The sequence below is a fragment of the Actinomadura alba genome, from assembly GCF_014323705.1.
In the GTDB taxonomy this organism is placed as follows: domain Bacteria; phylum Actinomycetota; class Actinomycetes; order Streptosporangiales; family Streptosporangiaceae; genus Actinomadura_C; species Actinomadura_C alba.
On sequence record NZ_JABVEC010000019.1, the window covers coordinates 24,625 to 41,301 of the forward strand.

Here is a 16,677-nt window from a genome sequence, read left to right on the forward strand (position 1 = left end):
AGGTCGGTGTGATCTCGCAGGAGTCCGCGGATCGCCGGCCGCGGCCGGCGTGGACATTGGCCGTTACTTGCCGAGACGGCGGCCGAGTTCGGCGTTCCTACCCGTCACGCCGAACGTGGCCGCCGTGAGCATGACCGAGCCGGTGATCGGGCCGGTCGGCGGGCGAACCCCTTGCGTCCCGCCCTTCAGCCAGATGACCACACCCGCGTTACTGTCCTCGTTGGGAGCTCCGGCCGACACGTCCCCGTAACCGTCCTGGTTGTTGTCCAGCACGGTGACCTGGTAACCGAAGTGGTCCCCGGTCTCAGCATCGCCCGGCACACCCTCGCTGTTCTGCGAGACGTCCTCGGCACCCGCGGTCCCGAGACCGGTCGGCCCTCCGAACAGCACGTAGGCACGCCCCCCGTCGACGACCGTCCCGACCTCGTCGTTGGCGATCCCGACGGCCAGATCGCTCTTGCCGTCGTTGTTCACATCGCCTGCGGCGATGGATGCGCCGAACGCGTCTCCGGCCGCCGCCGTACCTGGCACGCCCGGGGTGTCCCGATGAATCGAGGTCTTCGCGTCCGGGGACACGCCTGATGCCGAGCCCTTGTACGCGGTGACCTGACCGCCCTTCACCGCATCCGACGGCTGTCCCACGACGACGTCGCCGAAACCATCCTTCTCGAAGTCGCCGATGGCGATCGAATTCACCTCGGTGAGGTCGCCGGTGCCCGCGGTGCCGTCGAACCCACCGTCGGCCGTTCCCGGGTAGACGGAGAAGCCACGCCGCTCGGAAGGCTCGGGCCAGTCGGCGTCGTACCACGCGTAGGCCACATCGCCGATGCCGTCCCCGGTCACGTCCCCTGTCGCCAGCCACGAGGAGGTCACGTCCTCGACCGACCTCGTCGACATTCCCTTCTTGCGGGGCACGACGACGGATTCGCCGCGCTTCGGCGCCGGCTTCCCGGCCGCCCGCGCGCCCTCAGCCGGGATGAAGTAGAACCAGGTGAAGGTCGACTGGCCGGGGATCGTGAGGAAGAGCTTCACCGGGGCACCCGGCTCGATCATTCCCGTGGTCAGGTTCTCGCCCCAGCGGTTGTTCGCGGCGGGCATCTCGTCGTCGATGTTCTGCACGACGTCGGTGACGAGCCCGTCGGGCGTGCCCCAGAAGATCGTGATCAGACCACCGTTCGCCCCTGCGGTCGTGTCCTCGTCAGGCGTGCCGACCACCAGGTCGGCGTAGCCGTCCGAGTCGAAGTCGGCGGACGCCAGCGAGTAGCCGAAGTGGTCGCTCGTCTCGGCGGTACCGGGAACCCCAGCGCTGTTCTGGCTGATGACCTGCTTCCTGCCGGTGGGCCCGTTGGCGGTACCGTAGACCACGCTCACGAAACCGGCGGACGCATAAGTGCCGACTTTGCCATACGGACTGCCGATGGCGAGGTCCTGGTAACCGTCACCGTTGAAGTCGTAGGCCTTGGCCGGCGCCGCCGCCGAAGCCGACGGGGCCAACCCCGCCAGGCCGAGCCCCCCGAGGGCGGTCACTGCGGCAATGGCCGCAGTGCGTACGAAAAGCCGAGATTTCACGATGAAGCCTCCCGTCGATGCGCGCCGTCAATGCCGCGCAGTATCAGGAAGACGCCCCGGCAATACATCTGGTTTACCGATACATGGAACAATTGTCAGTTGTGTTACCAGAAACCCGCCGTCAGCTGGCACTTCACCGGTTTTTGTCCTGAGTCGGTCAAGAGGCGTCGCCATCGCCGGTCAATGGCGATCCGCGCTCGCGAACTCGGCCATCGCCGTCCGCGAACGACACCGACGCCACCGAACCCGGATCGCATCACGCCCTGTGACGCCACGGTGTGCCGCACGTCCCTCAGCCGCCGAAGGGCAGGCGGACGTCGAAACGGCAGCCGGGCGAAGAATTCGTCACACCGATATCGCCCGCGTGGGCCTCGACGATGCCGCGCGCGATGGCCAGGCCGAGTCCCGCGCCGCCGCCCGGGGTGCGCGCGGCCTCTCCGCGGAAGGCCACATCGAAGACCCGGGGCAGATCCTCTTCGGGGATGCCGCCACAGGCGTCGATGACCGTCACGCAGACCTTGCCGTCCCGCAACTCGCCGAGCACCTCGATCGTCCCGTCCCACGGCGTGTGCCGGATCGCGTTGACGACGAGGTTGCGCAGGGCCCGGCCCAGCTCGGAGGCGTCCGCCTCCACCGGTACCCCCGGCTGCGCCGTTCCGCGCAGGCGAACCCCCTTGGCCTCGGCGAGCGCCTCAGTGCCCGCGATGGTCTCGGCGACCAGATCATCCAGCCCGATCCGGTCCCGGGACAGCCGCAGCGCCCCCGCGTGGATGCGCGACAGCTCGAAGAGGTCGTCGACCATCTCGGTGAGCCGATCCACCTCGGCTCTGATCCGGCCGTGGTAGCGGCCCACGGTGCCGGCGTCGACCACCACCTCGTCTTCGAGCGCCTCGGCCATGGCGCGCAGGCCGGCCAGCGGTGTGCGCAGGTCGTGGCTGACCCAGGCGACCAGCTCACGTCTGCTGGACTCCAGCGCCTTCTCCCTGCGGTGAGAGGCGTCGAGCCGTTCATAGGCGGCCGCCAGCTCACGCGCCAACTCGGCGAGCTCGGCGGGCAGCCGGGTCGGCGGGACTCGGAAGGGTTCGGCCCGTACGGCCTGGACGAGCGCACGGTTGGCCGCGATCAGCCGGCGGCCGAGCAGGAACGACACCCCCATGCTGACGAGTCCTGCGGCCAGCACGACGGTCAGGGCGACGTTGCGGTCATGCTCGGAGATCATCATGAGGACGGTGATGGCGACGATGCCCGCAGCGGAGCTCACCACGGTGGCCGTGGCGACGACGGCGAGCTGGGCCGCCACCGAGCGGCTTCGCAGGACGTACAGGGCGGCGAGCCCGATGGTGGCGACGAGCAGCGCGGCTCCGGCGGCGTACGCGGCCACCAGGATGAGGTCGCGCAGCGGGATCATGCGTGCCCGCCGGCGGTCTCGTACCGGTAGCCGACGCCCCACACGGTGACGATCCGGCGGGGTGAGGTCGGGTCCTCCTCGATCTTCTCCCGGAGCCGCCGCACGTGCACCGTCACGGTGGAGGAGTCACCGAACGACCATCCCCAGACCTGGCTGAGCAGGTCGCCTCGGGTGAACGCCCGCCGTGGATGCTGCATCAGATACGCGAGCAGGTCGAACTCCCGGGCGGTGAGGTGCAGCTCTTCACCCCTCAGCGTGGCCTCGTGCGCGCCGACGTTCACCACGAGATCCCCATCGCGTACGAGGCCCGCGCCGACCGGCCCGAACATGCCGCGGGCGCGCCGCAGCACCGATCTGACCCGCAGGGCCAGCTCGCGCGGGCTGAACGGCTTGGTCACGTAGTCGTCCGCGCCGGTCTCCAGACCGACGAGCCGGTCGGTCTCCTCGCCCAGCGCGGTCAGCATCACGACCGGAACGGGTGAACTCTCCCGGAGCCGGCGGCAGACCTCGAGGCCGCCCATCCCCGGCAGCATCAGATCCAGCACCACCAGGTCGGGCGGATTCCGCAGGGCCCGGCGGAGGGCCTCGGCACCGTCGGCCACGCACTCCACCTCGTGCCCGTCGCGGAGCAGGTAACGAGCGACCACGTCGGCGACGGTCGGGTCGTCGTCGACGACGAGGATGCGCCCGGCCTCCTCGGCGGTCACCGAGACCGCCTCATGCGCATCGCCCGGGTACGCGGGACGGCCGGCGAGGAAACAGCACGTGGGGTCACGAACCCCACCATAAGGACGCCCCGCACGTTCACGCGGACGACGTCATCACTCTGTAAGGCCGTAGGGTCGCCCAGCCGGGCCGGCAACTCGCGGATGATCCCCTCAGTGCTACGGCGGCGCCCACGACTCAAGCCTGGCCGGCCTGTTGGCCGATATCGGCCTTAGTGATGGTGTAGCGGTACTTGTCGCGGCGTACCGTGGGGGTATGACTCGGACGGTCTTGACGGTACTGGGTGTCCTGCTCGCGATCTGGTTGGTCATCACCGTGATCGGCGCGCTCATCGCCACCCTGAAGTTCTTCCTGTACATCGGTTTCGTGGTCCTCGTCATCATGGCCGTGGTGGCGGTCATCGGACGGTTTGCCAAAAGCGACAGTTAGCTCCTTGTCGCCTCATCGTCGGTTCGCGCATGATGCCTGGAACGTTGCCGACGAGAGGGCCAGTCGTGTCACTTCTGACGGATGTGCTGCGTGACCGTGCGCGTGAGACCCCGGATCGGATCGCGTTCATCAGTGCGGATGAGCGGGTCACCTACGCCGAGTTCGACAGCCGCGTCGACCGGGCCGCGAACGCGCTCAGGGCGGCCGGCGTCGACCGTGGCGACCGCGTGGCGATTCTGGACAAGAACTCCATCGAGTACGTCGAGCAGCTGTTCGCCGCCGCGCGGCTCGGTGCCGTCCAGGTGCCGGTCAACTACCGGCTGAGCGCCGACGAGGTCGCCTACGTCGTCAACGACGCCCAGGCACGGGTCTTCCTCGCCGGACGCGAGTTCGTACCCTTGCTCGACGCGATCGCGGACCGGCTGGAGCACACCGAGCACCTCGTCGTCATCAGCGGAGACGAGCACGCCTACCAGGACTATGCCGGTTGGGTCGGCGCCTACGAGACCGCGCCGGTCCACGTCGAACTCGACTCCACCGACGTCTTCGCCCAGCTCTACTCCTCGGGCACCACGGGCCTGCCGAAGGGCGTCATGCTGACGCACGACAACTTCGTCGGAGCGCTGCGGCCGTCGAACCGGACCTGGGCGCCGGAACCGTCCTCGGTGCTCATGGTGGCGATGCCCGGGTACCACATCGCGGGCTGCATCCTGAGCATCAGCGTCATCTACGACGGCATCACCGGCGTCATCGTGCGCGACCCGGACCCCGGCCTGATCCTCGACGCCATCGCAGAGCACCGTGTCACCCACACGTTCCTCGTGCCGGTGCTGCTGCTGTTCATGCCGCAGATGCCGCAGGCGCAGACCGCGGACCTGTCGAGCCTGCGCGTGATGCTGTACGGCGCCTCACCGATCAGCGATGACGTCCTGCGCGGCGCCATGCGACTGCTGCCCCACACCGATTTCATGCAGGTGTACGGCCTGACCGAGACGACCGGGGCCATCACCATTCTGCCGCCCGCCGACCATGCCCCGGACGGCCCGAACCCGCACCGGCTGCGCAGTGCCGGCATCCCGACCCCCGAGACCGAGCTGAAGATAGTCGACCCGGCCACCGGCGACGAGATGCCGACCGGCCAGGTCGGCGAGATCCTGTCGCGCACCGCGCAGAACATGCACGGCTACTGGCGGCTGCCCGAGGCGAGCGCCCAGACCGTACTGCCGGGCGGCTGGCTGCGCACGGGCGACGCCGGGTACCTCGACGAGGACGGTTACCTCTACATCCACGACCGGGTGAAGGACATGATCATCTCGGGCGGGGAGAACGTCTATCCGGCCGAGGTCGAGAACGTCCTGATGAGTCACCCGCTGGTCGCCGACTGCGCCATCATCGGGGTGCCCGACCCGAAGTGGGGCGAGACCCCCAAGGCGTTCGTGGTCCTGTCCGGCGAGGTCACGGACCAGGAACTCATCGACCACTGCCGCGAACGTCTCGCGCACTTCAAGTGCCCCACCTCGATCGAGCGCAGCGACGCCATTCCCCGCAACCCGACCGGCAAGGTGCTCAAGCGTGAGCTCCGCGCCCCGTACTGGGCCGACCAGGACCGCGCCGTCCACTGATCCCCCGCCCGCGAACCCCGCGGGTTCCTTCGTTGAGTCGTGGCGTGTCGGGGCGTCTCACCGGCGTGATGCCCCGACACGCCACGACTCAACTACGCGCGGCCGTCAGTCGAGGAGAGCGGTGACCGTGCCGGCGCCGACCGTACGGCCGCCCTCGCGGATCGCGAAGCCGAGCCCCTCGGTCATGGCGACCGGCTTGCCCAGCTCGACCGTCATCTCGACGGAGTCGCCGGGCAGCGCCATACCGCCCTCACCGAGGTCCACCTCACCGACCACGTCGGTCGTACGGAAGTGGAACTGCGGCCGATAGTTGGTGAGGAACGGCCTGCTCCGGCCGCCCTCGTCCGCGGTCAGCACCCGTACCGCCGCCCGGAACCTCAGGTGCGGCCGGATCGAGCCGGGCGCGCCGACCACCTGACCGCGGCGGACCTGGTCCCGCTTGATCCCGCGGAGCAGCAGAGCCGTGTTGTCGCCCGCCTCGGCGTGGTCCATCGTCTGCCCGAACGTCTCGAGCCCGGTCGCGACGGACGACAGCGTCTCACCGAGACCGACGATCTCGACGTGGTCGCCGAGGCGGATCGCGCCCTGGGCCACCACTCCGGTCACGACGGTGCCGCGGCCCGTGATCGTCAGCACGTTCTCGATCGGCATCTGGAACGGCCGGTCGAGAATCCGCGCCGGGATCGGCACGTACGCGTCGATCGCATCGAGCAGCTCCCCGATCCTGGCCGTCCAGTACGCGTCGCCCTCGAGGGCGCGCAGACCCGAGACCCGGACGATCGGGATCTCCTCACCGGGGAACCCGTACTCGGTCAGCAGGTCACGGACCTCCAGCTCGACCAGGTCGAGCAGCTCGACGTCCTCGACCGCGTCCGCCTTGTTGAGCGCCACCACGATGTGGCGCACGCCCACCTGGCGGGCGAGCACCACGTGCTCACGCGTCTGCGGCATGGCGCCGTCCTGAGCCGACACGACGAGCACGGCGCCGTCGAGCTGAGCCGCGCCGGTGATCATGTTCTTGACGTAGTCGGCGTGGCCCGGCATGTCGACGTGGGCGTAGTGCCTCGTGGCGGTCTCGTAGTGGACGTGCGCGATGTTGATCGTGATGCCGCGGTCGCGCTCCTCGGGGGCTCGGTCGATCCCCTCGAACGGAATCGAACGGGCCAGCCCGCGGTCGGCGAGCACCTTCGTGATCGCCGCGGTGAGCGTGGTCTTGCCGTGATCGACGTGACCCATCGTGCCGATGTTCAGGTGCGGCTTACTGCGCTCGTACAGCTGCTTGGCCATGAGAGTCGTCCTCACTTCTGTGTCGAACAGGGGGTGAGAACCGGGCAGGCGCAGGCCTGCCGCACTGACCACCCTCCTCCGCGGGTTCTCTTGCGAAGTCGGGACGGAGGAGGGTCAGCTTCGCGCGCCGTCAGCGTGTGCCGCGACCGATGCGTCGGCGAGCGGCGACAGGGTGACGGGCGACCGGAACGCCGCGGACGCGTGGGCGGCCGGCACCGCGCCGTGCAGGGCGAACCCTGCCGGGGTGCTGGTGACGGCCGCGAAGAACATGCGTCAGACCGTACGGCCGCCCATCCCGGAAGTCGACTGGTTTTCTGCGACCCTGAAGTGGATCAATTCGCGGCGGTCACATGAACCGGGTGCGCAAGTCTGGTGATCTCCGCGTGGTACATACGGCGCTACGCTGCACAATGTGCCCCATAACTACCGCGTGGACAGTGAGGTCGGGCGGCTTCGAGCCGTCATCCTGCATCGCCCGGGTGCGGAGCTGAAACGCCTCACTCCCCGCAACAACGACAAGCTCCTGTTCGACGGCATCCCGTGGGTGGGCCGGGCCCAGGAGGAACACGACGCCTTCGCCGAGGCGCTGCGGAGCCACGGCGTCGACGTGCTCTACGTCACCGAACTGCTCCAGGAGGCGCTGGAGTACCAGTCGGCCCGGGAGGAGGCGATCGCCGGCGTCCTCACCGACGCCCGCCTCGGTGACCGGCTGCGGGGGGTGGTCGCGTCATATCTCGGGGACCTCGACACCGAGACGCTCGCCCATGCGCTGATCGCCGGGATCGCGCACGAGGAGCTCAAGTCCGGCCATGGCCTGGTGTACGAGCTGATGGGCCGGCACGACTTCATCATCGATCCGCTACCGAACCTGCTGTTCACCCGGGACTCCAGCGCCTGGATCGGCGACCGGGTGGCGGTGACGAGCCTGGCCATGCCCGCCCGTGAGCGCGAGACGGCGCTGACCCGCCTGATCTATGCTCACCACCCGCGCTTCGCCGGGGTGCGCACACTGTACGAACCTGATCTCGAGCACGTCGAGGGCGGCGACATCCTGTTGCTGGCCCCGGGCGTGATCGCCGTGGGCACCGGCGAGCGCACCACGCCCGCGGGCGTGGAACGGCTGGCGCGCCGGGTCTTCGACGCGGGCCTGGCGCACACCGTGCTGGCCGTCCCGATCGCCCAGGAGCGGGCGACGATGCACCTCGACACGATCTGCACCATGGTCGACGTCGACACGGTCGTGATGTATCCGGCGATCGCCCACTCGCTGACCGCCAACACGGTGACCACGCTGGACGGAGATCTGCGGATCACGCCGGCCCAGCCGTTCCTGCGGGCCGCCGCGGCCGCGATGGGCGTCGACCGGCTCAAGGTGATCGACACGGGGCTCGACCCGGTGACCGCCGAACGCGAGCAGTGGGACGACGGCAACAACACCCTGGCCGTGGCGCCGCGGCTTGCGGTCGCGTACGAGCGGAACATCGAGACCAACGCCCAGCTCGAGGCCGCGGGCGTCGAGGTGATCCGGATCAAGGGAAGCGAACTCGGCAGCGGCCGAGGCGGTCCGCGCTGTATGTCCTGCCCGATCGAGCGGGCCCCCCTGCTGGGGTCGTAGCGCGGGGCCGGGGGGTGAGAAGGCGGTTGGAACGCTCAGGTGCTGCCGACGGGGGCGCGGCAGCACCCGAGCTGGGAAGACCCTAGCGGGTGCGATCCAGGAGGTTCATGGCGGGTACGCCCGATATGCCGGGCTGGCCCGTTGTCGCAGGCTGCGGGGTGTCCGTACCGATCCGCCCGTTGGTGGCGGACGGCTGAGTGGAGCGCAGGAGGGCCCACACCGTGGTGGTGCCGTCCTCGTAGCGCACGCCCCAGCACTCGGCGAGGCTCTCGACGATGCCCAGCCCGCGCCCTCCGAGCGAGGAGAGCGTCGGGTGGTTACGCCGGGGCTCGGTCATGGCTCCACCGTCGCTCACCGCGACCTCGATCGTGTCTCCGGCGCTGACCCAGGCGAGCTTGACGTGCCCGGAGGGCAACGGCCGAGCATGCCGCAGAGCGTTGCTGAGCAGCTCACTCGTGATGACGTTGATGTCATCGATGACCGATTGAAGGACCCCCGAGGCGATCAGCTCAGAACTGAGGCATTGCCGGGCGATCGCAACGCTGGATGGCGCGTGTGGCAGCAGTACGACGCTCGACGCCCTCACCTCCCCGCGGCCTCCTGAGCGCGAACACTCACCATCGCATCACCGGTACGACCGAAATGCCCCGTACGAGGTAGCCGGAAACCCGCCGCAAAGCATTGGCTATCGATACAACGAGTGACTAACTCAACAGACACGCTCACAGACCCCCTCAGAGCCCTTGAAGCATCTTGAAGTGTCTTGAAGCGGACAGCAGGCGCGTGCTGCACCAAGTTCGGTAAAAGACCTATCCACTCAACGCGGGATTACTCCTCCTGCGAGAGTCTCGTCCGTCACGGTGCGTGCAAGACCTGCTCATCGGCGGGTTTCAGCACAAGGCGCATGCACGTTCCGCCGCACGTGCGGGAATGGGCCGAGATATTGCCCTGCTGTGCCTGGGCCAGTCGTTTCACGATGTAGAGGCCGAGCCCGATCCCGCCGAACCGCCGGCGGTCGCCGGCCTCACCCTGAACGAACCGCTCGAAGATCCGCTCGTGGTCACCGGGCGCGATGCCGACGCCCTCGTCCTCCACCGTCACCACGATGTCCGCATCGTCGAGCGTCGCCCGCACGTGGACGGTGCCACCGTCCGGCGAGTACTTGAACGCGTTCTCGAGCAGCTGCCCGATGATGATGTCGGTCGCCAGCGCATCGCCGCTGATCTCCGGCAGGTCCGGGGACACGTCGAGCTCGACCGTGTGCCGGTCCGACAGCGAGCGGAACCCCGCGACGGCCCCGTGCAGCAGCCTGCCGAGATCGAACCGTTCGATGGTCACCTTGAGCTCACCGGCACCCGCCCGCGAGCCGAGCAGCAGGTTCTCCACCAGCCGGGCGAGCGAATGCGCGCGTTCGGCGATCGTCCCGACCGCCTGCCGGCGATCCTCGTCGGTGAGCTTGTCCCACCGGTTCACCAGCGTGCTCGCGAACCCCTGGACGACCGTGATGGGCGTACGGAGCTCATGGCTGGTCGTGGCCAGGAACAGGTCCTTGGCCTCCTCGAGGGCCTTGGCGTCGGAGACGTCACGGAAGTCGACCACCAGCTCGTCGGTCTCCTCGATCTCGGCGCACAGCACGTTGAGCCAGGTGCCGCCGGTCAGCCGGTGGGTGACCATCTCACCGGGCAGCGGCTGCGGGAACGGCAGGTGCTGCCCGATCGCCACGTCCGGCGGCACACCGGTGATGGCGTGCGCGGCCGGGTTCCACTGCCGTACGAAACCCTCGCGGTCGAGTACGGCGATGCCGTCGGCGCTGGAGTCGATGACCGCGCGCTCGTGCGCGCGCTGCCGGACCACCTCGGCGTAGGCGACGGCGTTGCCGACGGCCACCCCCGCGTGCCCCGCGAGGAGTTCGAGCACCTCCAGCTCGCTGTGGCCGACCTTCTGGCCGGAGAACAGCGCGTACAACGCACCGTACGGCGCCTGCTGCAGATAGGAGAGGCTCAGCGCGATCGTGTGGAGCCCGGGCAGCTCCGACCAGATCAGCTCGCCCAGCCGGCGGTGGCCGGTCGCGAGCATCACTGTCTTGCCGGTGCGGATCAGCTCGCCGACCAGGCTCGGGTGCAGGTCCGCGATGGAACCCACCAGGTGGTCGGGCAGGCCGCGCATGCTGACCAGCCTGAGCTTGTCCCCGTCGATCCGGACGAACCCGCCAGCGTCGGCGCCGGTGAGCTCGATCAGCGCGCCGGTGATCCGGTCGAGCACGGTGGGCAGATCGAGCTCGGCGTTGAGGTCGGCGATCACATCGTTGAGGCGGCGGACGAGGCGGGCCCGCTCGGTGGCGTGATGCTGGACGGCCTCGTCCTCTTCGACCGGGTGGAAGACGCTCACCCAGCCGATCAGCTCGTTGCCTGCGTCGCGCAGGACGCTTGTGTCGATACGTACATCGATCAGGTGCCCGTCCCGGTGGAACCGGCGGGTCGCGATCGAGATCTGCCCGCCCTCGCGGATCCGCTCCAGCACGGCGTTGTGCTCGGCCTTGAGCTCGTCGGGGACGATCGGCGGGACCTTGCCGAGCACGTCACCGGCGCTCCAGCCGAACATCCGCTCCGCCGCCGGATTCCACACCGTCACGGCGAAATCGGGGTCGACGGCAACGATGGCATCGGCCGCGCACTCGATGACCGCGCGGACGATCGGATCGTGGACGTCCCCTTGCACGTTTGTCATGGTGCCACCGGAAGCCGGGGGGCGGCGCCCGAAGTGAGGTGGAAAACTTTCCACGTCTCCCCGGCCGATTCCGGAGGATCACCACTGATCAGCGTGATCTCACGGAGTTCTCCCGGTGTCAGCGGCGAGCGGTGACCCGGCCGATGAGGTAGGTCGCCAGCGCCGCCGCCGCGAACGAGAGCAGTGACGCGCTCATCCAGGACTCCGGGGTGAACCCGAGCAGGCCCTGCACATCGGCCCAGAACCCGCGCCACCATCCGACACTGCCCGGGTTGATCAACTGGTACACGGCGAAGCCGATCGCCCAGGCGGCGATCATCCCCCAGCGCGAGGGCGCGGTGCGCGAGACGTTCCAGGCACGGCCCCGCCGCGACACGAAGAAGTCGACCGCCAGCACGCCGAGCATGGGGACGAACACCGAACCGATGAGCGACAGGAAGCTCGCGTAGTCGCCGATCTGCACCATCAGCGCGAGCACGGTGATCAGCACGCCGAGCCCGATCGACAGCACGCGGCGGTCGGCCCTCGGCGCCAGGTTCTGGAGCGAGACGGCGGTGGAGTAGACGTTCGCGAACGACTGGTCCGCCTCCCGGAGCACGAAGATCCCGAAGAACACCGCGCCGAGCGCCACGTGCAGGAACGGGTCGAAGACCCTGGAGGGGTCGCCGGCGACCAGGGCCAGCGCGATGAGCCCCAGGATGTAGGCGACGATCTGGGTGACCGAATAGCCGATGGCCGCGGCCCCGAAGGCACCGCGCGCCGTACGGGCGTGCCGCGTGTAGTCCGCGGCCATCGGGACCCAGGAGATCGAGACGGCCAGCGCGGCGTCGGCACCCAGCCAGAACTGACCCCAGCCGCCCTCGGTGAGGTCCGGCAGCGGTTCGCGCAGCAACTGGACGTAGAAGTAGCCGAGCGAGATCGCGACCGCGATGGTGACGTAGCGGCGGAGCATCCGGACCGAGCCGAGCGGCCAGATGGTCAGCACGGTGGTGAGCAGGCCGGCGGCGACGACGTAGGTCCACCGCGGGATGTCGTCGTACAGCGCCCGCGCGGCGTCGGCGATCACGACCAGTTCGAAGGTGCCCCACCCGATCAACTGGGCGATGTTGAGCACCGTCGGGACGTACGACAGCCGGGCACCGAACAGCCCGCGCAGCATCACCATCGCCGGTTGGCCGGTGCGGGCCCCGGGCACCGCGGACAGGCCGAGCATCAGGCCGCCGATCACCGTACCGACGATCATCGCGGTGATGCCGGCGGTGATCGCCAGCTGGGGGACACCGTTCTCGTCCGGGGCCAGCACGGTGTAGGCCCCGGAGAAGGCGAACAGGCTTACCCCGAGGTTGGCCCAGAACGCCCCCTGGTCCCAGAAGCTCAGGACTTTCGGCGCGGGTTCCTCAAGGGTGAAAGGGACCTCATCGCCACGGTACGGCGGCTCGGCCGGACGCTCGCTGCTCTGGCCCTTGTGGACGGCGGCGCTCAACGCACTCTCCCTACGCCGGCATTATCCGGACAGGTTCATGCGGTCGGCGACGCTTCAAGTCGCCCTCTCAGCCCGGTTCCGCCCGAGCTCCCGCGGTGTTCAATTAGACGGGCAAATAGTACAGGTCCGTCAGCCCGGCCCGCCATGCCCGAGGGCTTCGGCGTCGGGCGCCGTCAGCCCGTGCGGCGGGTCGGGCGGTTCGGCCGCTCAGATCACGTAGGGCTCCATGCTGGTCTCGCTGACCATCGGGCGCCCGGCCTCGGCCCAGCGCTTCATGCCGCCATCGACGTTGGCGGCCTGCCAGCCGGCGTTGTTCAGGGCGACCGTGACCTGCGCCGACCTCGCACCGGACCGGCAGATCACGTACACGTCCTGATCGCGTGGGATCTCACCGGCCCGATCGCTGAGTTCGCGCATCCGGATGTGCACCGCCCCCGGCGCGTGGCCCGCCTGCCATTCGTCCGGCTCCCGGACGTCCAGCAGATAAGCGCCCTCCGGTACGGCCGTGGCGTCGACCACCGGAATGTTCTCCCCGAGATTCATCACGATCCCATGGAACCCCGAGCACCCCGTCCACGTCGAATCTCGCATGCGGTATCGGAGGCTCTTTTTCACAGCGCCTGGCCTCGCAGTGATCGTAGCTCTGACGAGTTGCGGCTCAGAACAGGCCGAAGGCAGTCCGAGCCGGACGCCCTCCGGGGCGATCGCGAGCCCCAGTCCGGCACAGCCCACGACCGATCTCACCATCCAGGTGACGGCGCCCAAGGCGTCGGCCGACGCGCCCACGCGAAAGTGGACGCTCACCTGTGATCCAGCGCAGGGCACCCACCCCGACCCCACGGCCGCGTGCGCGGCACTGGGCAAGGCGCCCGACCCGTTCACGCCCGTATCCAAGGAGCAGGTCTGCACAATGATCTTCGGCGGGCCCGAGGAGGCGACCGTCACAGGAACCTGGAAGGGCAAGCGGGTCGCCGCGAAGTTCAACCGCAAGAACGGCTGCGAGGTGTCCCGCTGGAACGGCCTCGCCCCGGTCTTCGGCAAGCCCGCCCAGACCGGCTGACCTCCACACGTCGATCAGGGTGATCGGGTGCCCGTGTGCGCACGGGCACCCGATCATCGCGCTTCGGGGCGCGAGATCAAGCGCGAGATCATTTGAGCAGCCGCGAGAGCCGGCGGTCGGCGAGGGGCTTTCCGCCGGTCTGGCAGGCAGGGCAGTACTGGAGGGCCGAATCGGCGAACGACACCTCCCTGATGGTGTCGCCGCAGACCGGGCACTTCTCACCGGCCCGCCCGTGCACGCGCAATCCGAGTTTCTTCTCCGCCTTCAGGTCCCCGGCGGCGAGCCCGCTGGAGCGATCGATCGCGTCCTTCAGCGTCGCTACGATCGAACCGTGCAGTGCCGCGACCTCCTCTTCGGTGAGGGTCGCGGCGACCTTGAAGGGGGACATCTTCGCGACGTGCAGCACCTCGTCGGAGTAGGCGTTGCCGATGCCCGCGATGATCCGCTGATCCCGGAGCAGCCCCTTGATCTGGGTACGCCGGCCGCCCACGATCTCCTGCAACGTCGCGACCGTGAAGCCGTCCGACAGCGGATCCGGGCCGAGGGCCGAGATGCCGGGCACGTCCGCCGGATCACGGACGACGTACACGGCGAGGCCCTTCTTGGTCCCCGCCTCGGTGAGGTCGAATCCGGAGCCGTCATCGAGGTGGACGCGCAGGGCGAGCGGCCCCTTGCCCGGCCGCACCGGCTTGGCCGGTATCTCCTCCTTCCACCGCAGCCAGCCCGCGCGGGCCAGATGTATGACGAGATGGATCCCGTCGACGTCGAGATCGAGGAACTTGCCGTGCCGGCCGACCGCGGTCACGGCGAGCCCGCCCAGTGCGGTCACGGGAGGGTCGTAGGTCTTCAGCGCGGAGATGGCCAGAACGTCGATCCGCGCGATCACGCGGCCGACCGCGCGCTCCCGGAGGAACGCCGCGAGCGCCTCGACCTCGGGTAGCTCAGGCATTCCTCAAGTATGAGCGACCTGCGCAAGCGGGCAAGCCACCTCGTCCACAGGCCTGTGGACGGCTGTGGAAAAGCCTGTGCGCAACTCTGGATTCGCTTGATTCTTCAGGGGCTCCGAGCTCCGTACCACAACAGATGCGGGCAAACCGCCGAGCCACGGCGGTTCCGGCCTCACCAACACCTGTGGATAACTCTGCGTAACGTCACCGCTTTGCGCGCGACCCATCATCGGCCCGGACCCCACCACCGACCGGGCCCCACGCCGGAGTCGGACCTCAGGCCGGCACGTCCCAGAAGGCGATCTCATGGCGCATGCCCTCGAGGAAGAGCACCTCGGCCCGCGCCGGATCGGGTGCCGCCTCATCGATCATCTGCGCGCAGCGCCGGGCCAGCGCCGCGAAGGCCGGGTCGGCGTAGGTGTCGACCCACCGCCGGAGGCGGGGCTCTTCAGGCGGGTTCTCGGCCAGGATCGCGCCCAGCGTCGAATAGCCCCACATGCAGGGGTAGAGCGCAGCCAGCCCCTCGCCGTACAAGTCCGCGGCGTCGAGGAGAAAGGCCGTGTACGCGGCGCACTCCGGGCCCTTGCGTGCTCCCTCGAGATCCGCGCCGAACTCGGCGGCCAGCGAACGGTGCAGCGACAGCTCGTCATGGAAGGTCGAGTAAGCGAGATCGACGAGGTCGCCCAGATGCTCGGCCGGCGCCTGCCACGCGAGCCGCGAGAACACCCGTACGTAGTCCAGCAGGAACAGATAATCCTGCTCCAGCCAGGACCGGAAGACCGGCTCGTCCAGGTCGCCTCTCGCGATGCCGGCCACCGTGGGGTGCTCCAGCTGCTCCTCGACCAGCGGCCGGCCGAGTTCCTCCAACCGCGCTGACAGACTCGTCGACGAACTCATAGCGCGAAGTGTCCCATCAGCCGCTCGAACACGGAGCGCCCCACCACGGTCACGGCGAGGGAACGCGGTCCGGCGAGCCGGCGGGGTGACGCGACTCACTTTCGCCGCCGGGATCAATCGGGTAGTCAGGGGTCATGACGGACGCGAACCTGACCATGGCCGAAGCGTTTCTCCTGCTGTCGCTGCGCGAAGAGGACGGCAAACCCCTGATCGGGTCCACCGAGACCACCACCGCCGTGGCCGGTGCGCTGCTCACCGACCTGGTCATCTCCGGCCGCGTCAGCGTCGACGACGGCCACGTCAAGTGCGTGAACCCCGCACCGACCGGTGACCCCGAACTCGATGCGGCCCTCCAGCGCATCGCCGAGGAGAAGAAGGAACGCAAGGTCAAGTGGTGGGTGTCGAAGCTGCGGTCGGACAAGCTGCGGAGAAGACTCCTGACCCGGCTGGCCGAACGCGGTGTGCTGCGGGAGGAGCACGGCCGCGTGCTCGCCGTCTTCCCGACCACGCGCTATCCGGAGCAGGATCCGGTTCCGGAGCAGAAGATACGGGCCGGCCTGCGCTCCGCCATCGACGGCGCCCGGCCCGACGCGCACACCGCCTGCCTGTTCGCCCTGATCCACGCCTGCAAACTCGACCGCAAGGTGTTTCCCGACGTCGCCAAGTCGCTGTTCGCACAGCGTGCGAGCGAGATGGCCGAGGGCGAGTGGGCGGGCGAGGCCGTACGCAAGGTGATCGCTGAGGTCCAGGCGGCGACGACCGCGGTGATCGTCGCCGCGACCACCGCGACGACCGTGTCGGCCGCCGGCGGCTCCTGACCCCCCGCCCCGGTGGATGGCGGGCGCGGTCTGCGGCAACGTGAAGACCGCCGGCACCACCGTCCACATCATCGACACGGTGCTCATGC

At 69.0% G+C, this 16,677-nt stretch carries 16 protein-coding genes and 1 riboswitch; of the genes, 5 read left to right on the forward strand and 11 right to left on the reverse strand.

Annotated features, from left to right (window positions below; all coding sequences use genetic code 11):
• Positions 1–63: 63 nt before the first annotated feature.
• From HKK74_RS23590 to HKK74_RS23600, 3 genes are all read right to left on the reverse strand, one after another.
• Positions 64–1,569: an FG-GAP and VCBS repeat-containing protein gene (locus HKK74_RS23590; protein ID WP_187245510.1), complete on the reverse strand. Its 1,506-nt coding sequence runs from the start codon at positions 1,567–1,569 to the stop codon at positions 64–66.
• A gap of 292 nt (positions 1,570–1,861) precedes the next feature.
• Positions 1,862–2,977 carry a sensor histidine kinase gene (locus tag HKK74_RS23595; RefSeq protein ID WP_187245511.1) on the reverse strand — a complete coding sequence of 372 codons (1,116 nt, stop codon included), beginning with the start codon at positions 2,975–2,977 and terminating at the stop codon, positions 1,862–1,864.
• Positions 2,974–3,684: a response regulator transcription factor gene (locus HKK74_RS23600; RefSeq protein ID WP_187245512.1), complete on the reverse strand. Its 711-nt coding sequence runs from the start codon at positions 3,682–3,684 to the stop codon at positions 2,974–2,976. Before HKK74_RS23600 ends, HKK74_RS23595 begins: the two co-directional genes overlap by 4 nt.
• Positions 3,685–3,958: 274 nt before the next feature.
• Here HKK74_RS23600 and HKK74_RS23605 point away from each other — a divergent pair, with 274 nt between their 5' ends.
• Positions 3,959–4,132, forward strand: a complete 174-nt coding sequence (locus tag HKK74_RS23605) for a hypothetical protein (protein WP_187245513.1) — start codon at positions 3,959–3,961, stop codon at positions 4,130–4,132.
• A 65-nt stretch (positions 4,133–4,197) separates the two neighbouring features.
• Positions 4,198–5,754 (forward strand): long-chain-fatty-acid--CoA ligase, encoded by a 1,557-nt coding sequence (locus tag HKK74_RS23610; protein WP_187245514.1) that lies wholly within the window; start codon positions 4,198–4,200, stop codon positions 5,752–5,754.
• A gap of 105 nt (positions 5,755–5,859) precedes the next feature.
• On the opposite strand, the gene tuf is transcribed toward HKK74_RS23610, so the two are convergent.
• The gene (gene tuf, locus HKK74_RS23615) at positions 5,860–7,041 is read right to left on the reverse strand and encodes an elongation factor Tu (RefSeq protein ID WP_187245515.1); all 1,182 of its coding nucleotides are present in this window, start codon (positions 7,039–7,041) and stop codon (positions 5,860–5,862) included.
• A gap of 114 nt (positions 7,042–7,155) precedes the next feature.
• Positions 7,156–7,311: a hypothetical protein gene (locus HKK74_RS23620; protein WP_187245516.1), complete on the reverse strand. Its 156-nt coding sequence runs from the start codon at positions 7,309–7,311 to the stop codon at positions 7,156–7,158.
• 160 nt (positions 7,312–7,471) lie between these two features.
• On the opposite strand from HKK74_RS23620, the gene HKK74_RS23625 reads away from it, so the two are divergent.
• Positions 7,472–8,656 carry an arginine deiminase gene (locus HKK74_RS23625; protein WP_187245517.1) on the forward strand — a complete coding sequence of 395 codons (1,185 nt, stop codon included), beginning with the start codon at positions 7,472–7,474 and terminating at the stop codon, positions 8,654–8,656.
• Positions 8,657–8,738: 82 nt separating this feature from the next.
• Here the strand turns inward: HKK74_RS23625 and HKK74_RS23630 are convergent, their stop codons facing one another.
• From HKK74_RS23630 to HKK74_RS23645, 4 genes are all read right to left on the reverse strand, one after another.
• Positions 8,739–9,242: an ATP-binding protein gene (locus HKK74_RS23630; RefSeq protein WP_312881696.1), complete on the reverse strand. Its 504-nt coding sequence runs from the start codon at positions 9,240–9,242 to the stop codon at positions 8,739–8,741.
• A gap of 269 nt (positions 9,243–9,511) precedes the next feature.
• A complete protein-coding gene (locus HKK74_RS23635) occupies positions 9,512–11,383 on the reverse strand; it encodes a sensor histidine kinase (RefSeq protein ID WP_187245518.1) in 1,872 nt (623 codons plus the stop codon).
• Between the two features lie 118 nt (positions 11,384–11,501).
• A complete protein-coding gene (locus HKK74_RS23640) occupies positions 11,502–12,866 on the reverse strand; it encodes a purine-cytosine permease family protein (RefSeq protein ID WP_187245519.1) in 1,365 nt (454 codons plus the stop codon).
• A riboswitch (TPP riboswitch) is annotated at positions 12,856–12,970 on the reverse strand. It overlaps the preceding gene by 11 nt.
• Before the next feature lie 103 nt (positions 12,971–13,073).
• Positions 13,074–13,409 (reverse strand): rhodanese-like domain-containing protein, encoded by a 336-nt coding sequence (locus HKK74_RS23645; protein ID WP_187245641.1) that lies wholly within the window; start codon positions 13,407–13,409, stop codon positions 13,074–13,076.
• A gap of 160 nt (positions 13,410–13,569) precedes the next feature.
• On the opposite strand from HKK74_RS23645, the gene HKK74_RS23650 reads away from it, so the two are divergent.
• Positions 13,570–13,926 (forward strand): SSI family serine proteinase inhibitor, encoded by a 357-nt coding sequence (locus HKK74_RS23650; protein ID WP_312881713.1) that lies wholly within the window; start codon positions 13,570–13,572, stop codon positions 13,924–13,926.
• Between the two features lie 88 nt (positions 13,927–14,014).
• Here HKK74_RS23650 and HKK74_RS23655 read toward each other — a convergent pair whose 3' ends face one another.
• Positions 14,015–14,875, reverse strand: a complete 861-nt coding sequence (locus HKK74_RS23655; RefSeq protein ID WP_187245521.1) for an Fpg/Nei family DNA glycosylase — start codon at positions 14,873–14,875, stop codon at positions 14,015–14,017.
• Between the two features lie 274 nt (positions 14,876–15,149).
• Positions 15,150–15,770, reverse strand: coding sequence for a TenA family protein (locus HKK74_RS23660; RefSeq protein ID WP_187245522.1), 621 nt, complete (start codon positions 15,768–15,770; stop codon positions 15,150–15,152).
• Positions 15,771–15,904: 134 nt separating this feature from the next.
• Here HKK74_RS23660 and HKK74_RS23665 point away from each other — a divergent pair, with 134 nt between their 5' ends.
• Positions 15,905–16,588: a GOLPH3/VPS74 family protein gene (locus HKK74_RS23665; protein ID WP_187245523.1), complete on the forward strand. Its 684-nt coding sequence runs from the start codon at positions 15,905–15,907 to the stop codon at positions 16,586–16,588.
• The last annotated feature ends 89 nt before the right edge of the window (positions 16,589–16,677 follow it).